Annotated in this window: 7 protein-coding genes; 4 read left to right on the top strand and 3 right to left on the bottom strand. The window is 58.1% G+C overall.

Features of this window, described 5'->3' with window-relative positions; all coding sequences use genetic code 11:
• From EPD60_RS16990 to EPD60_RS11540, 3 genes are all read left to right on the top strand, one after another.
• Positions 1–324: hypothetical protein (locus tag EPD60_RS16990; protein WP_165871515.1), on the top strand; the 324-nt coding region annotated here is incomplete at its 5' end.
• 19 nt (positions 325–343) lie between these two features.
• Positions 344–1951, top strand: coding sequence for a T9SS type B sorting domain-containing protein (locus EPD60_RS11545; RefSeq protein ID WP_131449598.1), 1608 nt, complete (start codon positions 344–346; stop codon positions 1949–1951).
• 24 nt (positions 1952–1975) lie between these two features.
• Positions 1976–2992: a PorP/SprF family type IX secretion system membrane protein gene (locus EPD60_RS11540; RefSeq protein WP_131449597.1), complete on the top strand. Its 1017-nt coding sequence runs from the start codon at positions 1976–1978 to the stop codon at positions 2990–2992.
• 7 nt (positions 2993–2999) lie between these two features.
• On the opposite strand, the gene EPD60_RS11535 is transcribed toward EPD60_RS11540, so the two are convergent.
• The 3 genes from EPD60_RS11535 to EPD60_RS11525 all read right to left on the bottom strand — a co-directional run bounded on the left by EPD60_RS11535 (position 3000) and on the right by EPD60_RS11525 (position 5130).
• Positions 3000–3665 carry an FAD-binding oxidoreductase gene (locus EPD60_RS11535; RefSeq protein WP_131449596.1) on the bottom strand — a complete coding sequence of 222 codons (666 nt, stop codon included), beginning with the start codon at positions 3663–3665 and terminating at the stop codon, positions 3000–3002.
• A gap of 11 nt (positions 3666–3676) precedes the next feature.
• Positions 3677–4336, bottom strand: a complete 660-nt coding sequence (gene folE / locus EPD60_RS11530; RefSeq protein ID WP_131449595.1) for a GTP cyclohydrolase I FolE — start codon at positions 4334–4336, stop codon at positions 3677–3679.
• Between the two features lie 122 nt (positions 4337–4458).
• On the bottom strand, positions 4459–5130 hold the full coding sequence (locus tag EPD60_RS11525) for a sigma-70 family RNA polymerase sigma factor (protein ID WP_131449594.1): 672 nt from the start codon (positions 5128–5130) through the stop codon (positions 4459–4461).
• Between the two features lie 244 nt (positions 5131–5374).
• Between EPD60_RS11525 and EPD60_RS11520 the strand changes: the two genes are divergently transcribed.
• Positions 5375–6904: a glycoside hydrolase family 10-like protein gene (locus EPD60_RS11520; protein WP_131449593.1), complete on the top strand. Its 1530-nt coding sequence runs from the start codon at positions 5375–5377 to the stop codon at positions 6902–6904.

Below are 6904 nucleotides of genomic sequence, written 5' to 3'. Positions count from 1 at the left end.
GCCTGCGGATCCTACAGCTGGAGGGGAACCACTTACACTGCTTCCGGTAACTACACAGTGACTACTGTAAACGGTGCCTGCACCGATACGGCTGTCCTGCACCTCACCATCGCCCAGGGCGTACGCAGCGACACTACCGCCACTGCCTGCGGATCCTATAGCTGGAGAGGCACTACTTACACGGCTTCCGGTAACTACACAGTGACTACTGTAAACGGTGCCTGCACCGACACAGCTGTCCTGCACCTGACCATTGCCCAGGGCGTGCGCAGTGACACTACTGCTACTGCCTGCGGTACCTATAGCTGGAGGGGAGAGCTATAGCCAGAGTGGAGACTATACAGTGACTACTGTAAACGGTGCCTGCACCGACACGGCTGTCCTGCACCTCACCATCAATCAGGGTGTGCGCAGCGACACCACCGCCACCGCCTGCGGTACCTATAGCTGGAGAGGAACTACCTACACGGCTTCCGGTAACTATACAGTGACTACTGTAAACGGTGCCTGCACCGATACGGCTGTCCTGCACCTGACTGTTAACAATTTCGGCAGCCGCCGGGATACAACTGTAGCAAGTTGCAGTGACATTACCTGGTATGGACAAACCTATACTACAAGCGGCGACTATAACCACATCACCAGCGCCACGGGCTGCCCCGACACGGTGACGCTGCACCTGACGATCACCGGCCCGACCCTGCGCATCACAGACCCCGCACTTACCTGCAACCAGCCGACGGTTGACCTTACCGACCCGGCTATCACCGCGGGCAGCACACCGGGCCTCACGTACACATACTGGACCAACCCGCAGGCAACACAGCCGCATCCCAACCCGAGAGCGGTCAGTTCCAGCAGCACCTGCTTTATCAAAGGCGCCGGTGCCGGTGGCTGCCACCGTGTGTCGCCGGTGCGCGTCCGCATCTCCAATATGTTGGTAACGGCGTCCACCCAGAACGTCAACTGCAGCGACAATGGTGGCTCCATCACCGTCAATGCCGACAACGGCATCCCGCCCTACCGTTATAGTCTTGGCGGCGGCACCTACCAGGCGTCGCGCACCTTCAGCAACCTGCCCCCCGGGCAATACACCGTATTCGTCCAGGACGGCGGAGGCTGCACCACCCAGGTGGCCGTTACGATCGAGGCCACACCGAACGCCCGCATCGAAGGCGGCAGCACGCGCTGCAGCGGTGGCACCGACACCCTCCGTATACACTTTACCGGCATTGCGCCCTGGAGCATCACCTACCGTGAGGGCAGTATACTGCGCACGATCTCCGGCATCACCGCAACACCCTACCTCCTGGTGGTATCCCCGGTAAGCACGACCCAATACACGCTTGTCAGCGTTTCGGATATCAAGTGCACCAACAGCAACCTGGTCAGCTCGGCGCTCGTCACCATCGCACCGGCGGTGTCGGGCATGCGCTATCCCACCGAGGCTGCAGCCCCCAATACGCCCAAGCAACTCCTGGCGCGCAACCTGGGCCCGGGCTGCCAGTACCTGTGGACGCCGCCCACCGGCCTCGATATCTCGACGATCTACAACCCGGTATTCCGCCACAACCAGCAACAGGAATTCCTGATCCGGATCACCAACGGAAGCGGCTGCGTTACCGTGGATACCGTGCTGGTGCAGATGCGAACCACAACGACCCAAAGCATCTACTCCGACATCTTCGTACCCAAGGCATGGACCCCCAACAACGACGGGCACAACGACCGGCTGTACCCGCTGACAGTCCACATCGAGGAGCTGTACTACTTCCGCATCTTCAACCGCTGGGGTCAGCTGATGTTCGAAACCAGCACCATCGGCTTCGGCTGGGATGGTATATACAAAGGACAACCGCAGGTAAGCGATACCTACACCTGGACCCTCGAAGCCCGGGGCGAGGACGGCAAATATTACAAACGCGCCGGCAACTCCGTATTGTTACGATAAGTGCTAACCTAAAAACAACCGATCATGAACAGTCGCAAAACAATCACCATCGCATTGCTCCTTGTATCGCTCACCGCAGTACGCGGGCAAGATCCAAGCTTCTCGCAGTTTTTCGCGTCGCCGCTGAACATCAACCCGGCTCTTACCGCCAACATTAACTCCGACTGGCGCGCCATCATGCACTTCCGCGACCAATGGAGCGGCCCCGTTCACCCCTATATCTCCGGAACCCTTTCTTTCGACACCAAAGTGCAACAGCAGCGCATGGCCAACACACCCGAAGCGAGCAATATTCCGGGCATCGGCGTCCTGCTGATGTACGACCAGACGATGGGCGGAGCCGTCAAAAGCACCTATGGCACCGTCACCGGTTCTTACAGCGTCCGCGTTGTGGATGGCGACATATACAAACACCGCGTCAATATCGGCTTCGGCGCCACCTATGGCCGGCGCTACGTGGATTTCAGCAAGCTGGACTTTGAAGAGCAGTTTACCGGCTTCGGCTTCGACACGAACCTGCCCACCGGCGAGGCCTATCTATCCAACATGAAGCCCTACGTCTCGCTGAGCGCAGGCATCACCTACAGCATCAAGAGTGAAACGAGCAACCTTGATATCGGCGTGGCAGGATACCACCTGAACCGCCCCGAGCAGACCTTTATCAAGGCCGACAAACAGGTGATCCCGATCCGGAAGGTGGCGCATGTCAACTTCGAGCGCCTGCTCGGCGACCAGGTGCTGCTCAGCACCAACGCCATTTACCAGTTCCAGGGAGATGCGAGCTATTTTTCCTTCGGCGGCGCGGCGGCCTATTTTCTCAACGATATCACGGCCATCAATGCAGGACTCTGGTACTGGTCCAATAACGCGCTCGTTCCCTATGCCGGGTTTGCAATCGGCAATTACCAGCTCGGCATTTCGTACGACATGACCCTTTCGAAACTCAAAACGGCTTCGCCGCGCCCCAACACCTGGGAGGTCTGCATCATTTTCCGGGGCATCCGCACACCGTCGAAACTTATTTATTGCCCATGGAAATAAGGCTGCTTCATTTTTCAAATACTACCGAATCGGGTGCCGCATGCAGCCGGCGCACCGTATCCTGCAGGGCAGCCACCATTTTCGGAGGACCGCACAGGTAGAAGTTCCGGCTGAAGTCGGTTACATGTTTGCGCAGAAACGCTTCATCGATATACCCTGCATGATGCCGGGTTTTTGTATCGTCGGTAATGATATGAACTACCTGGTCACCCAGGAGTGTATTGAGCTCCGATTCAAGAATGATATCGCGATCGGTCTTGTTGGAAAAGAAAAGTGTATTGCCCGCAAGCCGGCCTTCCCGCTGCAGCTGGCGCAGGATCGCGATAAAGGGCGTCACGCCCGCCCCGCCGGCAATGAAATAACCCGGCCCCTTATATTCGATCGCGCCCCACACGTCGCGCACAATTAGCTCGTCGCCGGGCTGCAGCTTGTCGAGCTGGGCCGTCACGCCCCCATGGTCCGGATAGATTTTGATCGTAAACTCGAGGTAAGGCGCCTCATTCAGGCAGGTAAAGCTGAAAGGACGCCGCTCCTCTTTCCAGCCTTCGCGGTTGATCGAAACCTCCGTTGCCTGGCCGGCGTGAAATTCATAGCCGGCAGGTCGTTCGCAACGAAAACGCTTTACATCGTGTGTTACATTTTCAATCGAAGTGATCCGGACAATGTGTTCCATATCGTTTTGATTTATCTGCCGCCAAGGTTCAGGCAGGCAAGGAATTCCTTCCGGGTGGCCTCGTTGGCAAAGCGCCCCGAGTAATGCGCCGTGAGGGTGCTGCTGTTGACATCGCCCACGCCGCGCGCCGCCACGCACAGGTGCGCCGCATCGATCAGCACCGCCACGTCTTCGGTATGCAGGGCCTCCTTCAGCGCCGCGGCCACCTGCTCGGTAAGCCGCTCCTGCACCTGCGGCCGTTTCGAATAATACTGCACCAGCCGGTTGATCTTCGAAAGTCCGATCACCCTGCCGCCCGAATAGTAGGCCACATGCGCCTTCCCGATGATCGGCACAAAGTGATGCTCGCAGGTGGAATACACCGTGATGTTCTTTTCCACCAGCATCTCCGAATACTGGTAGCTGTTGTCAAACAGGGTCACCGCCGGCTTGTTGAGCGGGTTCAACCCGGAAAAGGTCTCCCGCACATACATCTTCGCCACGCGATTCGGCGTGCCGCGCAGGCTGTCGTCGTCCAGGTCGAGCCCCAGCAGCAGCATGATCTGCCGGAAATGATCGCCGATCAGCCGGATGCGGGCCTCCTCGTCGAGACCGGCAATGGCCTGCAGCCGTTCGGGTAAAATCGATTTGCCAACGCCGTTCAGGACCAGGGCTTCACCGTTACTTTTCATACTTCGTATTTTGAATGACGCGATGGATTATCAACGCCGCTGAGATAGAACAGCCACGGCAGCAAAAGGTTACAGAACCGGAAAAAAATTTAGGCGGGATGAAATCGGGAAACCGGGAAAATCTATTCCGCCGCCTTCCGGATGCGGTCGAATACCTTTTCAACGATGGCATCGCAATAAACCAGGTTAAACGAATAGATCTCCGCACGGCTGTACACCTGCCCGATCTGCTGCTGCAGCAACACCTTGGCGCGGCTTAGCCGAACTTTTACGTTGCCGGCCGTAACGCCAAGGATGTCGGCCGTCTCCGCCACCGAAAGCCCCTCGATCTCCCGCAGCACGAATACGGTGCGGTAGATCACCGGCACCTGCTGCAGGCTCTTCTCCAGGATAACCGAAAGTTCTTTGTTGACGACGCGTTGTTCAGGCTGGCCGGGTGCGGGCTTCATGGGGATCGGTTGAAGGGTTTCAGGGAACTGCTCGACGAAAGTCTCGCGCCGGTGCGCTCCGTAGCGAAGCTTGTACAGGCATTTATTGATCATGATCCGCGACACCCAGGTCTTGTAGGAAGAACGGCCTTCAAAAGATCCCAGGTGCTGGTACGCCGCCACATGCGTTTCCTGCATCAGGTCTTCCGCGTCCTGGTGATTAAAATCATAGCTCCGGGCAATTTTATACAGAACCGGGTTATAACGCCGGATCAGGATCTCGAACAGGGCCAGCTCGCCCTGCAGCACCCGTTGCAGCACCTCGTTATCCGTTAATGCAGCGATCTCGCTCAATACCTCTTTCATACAGATGCAGTTTAAAGAATGATCTTCCTATCGTCCCGCTCCAGCGGCTTCCCGCCTTCCACAATTTCCGCTTTTTACCGCGATTTTCATGGGCGACGTTCCGCCAACACGCGGGGCGTACTTTCATAGAGCAGCCGGTGTAGCAAAAGGTTACAAGGCCCTGCTTTAGAAGGCCACATTCGTTGTGCCGCGCCGAGTCGCGGATTACCGCTAAGTTTGAAACCGAAACCACCATCGATTGCATATGCGTATCACCACCCTGCTGCCCGCGTTTGCACTGCTGCTGCTTGCCGCCTGCCGTGCCCCCAAGTCTGTTGCCACCACTGCTGCCGCACCCGCGGGCGATGTTCCGCCGCCGGCAGAACGCGAGTTCCGCGCCGCCTGGGTGGCAACGGTCGCCAATATCAACTGGCCTTCCAAACCGGGCCTGCCCACCGACAGCCAGCAACACGAAGCCATCGCCCTGCTTGATTTTCTCAAAGCGCATCATTTCAATGCCGTCATCTTCCAGGTGCGGCCGCAGGCCGACGCGCTTTACCAGAGCGCGCTGGAGCCCTGGAGCTATTACCTTACCGGCATGCAGGGCAAGGCGCCGGCGCCCTATTACGACCCGCTGCGCTTCTGGGTGGATGAAGCCCACAAGCGCGGCCTTGAGCTGCACGTATGGCTCAACCCCTACCGCGTGCATCACCCCTCCGGCGGACCGGTAACCGACTCCTCGCTGGTGCGGCGCAAACCGGAACTGGTGCTGCCGCTAAAATCTCCCGGCTACTACTGGTTTGACCCGGCACTGCCCGAAACCAAAAAGCATTCAACCGCCGTGGTGCTGGATATCGTCCGCCGCTATGATATCGACGGCGTGCACTTCGACGATTACTTCTACCCCTACCGCGAATACAACAAGGGCGAGGACTTTCCCGACAGCGCCTCCTTTGCGGCATATGTAGCCGGTGGCGGCAAGCTCGCGCGCGGCGACTGGCGCCGCGAAGCGGTGAATTCATTTATCGCCAACCTGTACCACGAGATCAAAAAAGAAAAGAAAAGCGTCAAATTCGGGCTGAGTCCTTTTGGCATCTATCGCCCCGGCCAGCCCGAGACCGCCTGCTGCTTCGACCAGTACGACATCCTGTATGCCGATGCGAAACTGTGGCTCAACAAAGGATGGATCGACTATTTCTGCCCGCAATTATACTGGCCCATCACGCGGCCGCAGCAAAGCTTCCCGGTGCTGCTGGGCTGGTGGAAAGGCGAGAACACCAAAAGCCGCCACCTGTGGCCCGGTATCAACGTAGGCACCGATACCAGCGCAAAAAATGTTACCGAAGTAATGAACCAGGTGATGATCTCCCGCGGGATGCTTCCCGAAAGCAAAGGCGTCATCCACTGGAGCATCGGGCAGGTCTTCAACAATCCCAACATGGCCAATGCCTTGCTCAGCGGGCCATACAAGCGGGAAGCACTGGTGCCGGCATCGCCCTGGCTCGACAGCCACAATCCGGCACCGCCCGAGGTGACCACGGTAGCCAAGGGCGAAACAGTGACCGTTGGCTGGACGCACCCCGAGGCCGGAGACGTGTTCCGCTGGATCGTTTACATGAAGCACGGCAACACCTGGAGCTACCGCATACTCGATGCGCAGGAACGCGCGCTTCCTGTTGCCGTTACTACAAAGGGCGCCAACAACCAGGAGCTGAAGCTTTCCGCCGTCAGCGTGAGCGCAGTCGGCCGGACCGGCAATGAAAGCGCGCGTAAGACAATTCTTCTGAACCGATAA

This window comes from Flaviaestuariibacter flavus, assembly GCF_004337505.1.
GTDB classification, from domain to species: domain Bacteria; phylum Bacteroidota; class Bacteroidia; order Chitinophagales; family Chitinophagaceae; genus Flavisolibacter; species Flavisolibacter flavus.
This window is presented reverse-complemented; position numbering and strand designations above follow the sequence as displayed.

What these genes read in the sequence shown, in the direction of transcription:
- EPD60_RS11525 (WP_131449594.1), bottom strand. Translation starts at nt 5,130, where the DNA reads ATGAAAGAGGTATTGAGCGAGATCGCTGCATTAACGGATAACGAGGTG.
- EPD60_RS11540 (WP_131449597.1), top strand. Translation starts at nt 1,976, where the DNA reads ATGAACAGTCGCAAAACAATCACCATCGCATTGCTCCTTGTATCGCTC.
- EPD60_RS11520 (WP_131449593.1), top strand. Translation starts at nt 5,375, where the DNA reads ATGCGTATCACCACCCTGCTGCCCGCGTTTGCACTGCTGCTGCTTGCC.
- EPD60_RS11535 (WP_131449596.1), bottom strand. Translation starts at nt 3,665, where the DNA reads ATGGAACACATTGTCCGGATCACTTCGATTGAAAATGTAACACACGAT.
- folE (WP_131449595.1), bottom strand. Translation starts at nt 4,336, where the DNA reads ATGAAAAGTAACGGTGAAGCCCTGGTCCTGAACGGCGTTGGCAAATCG.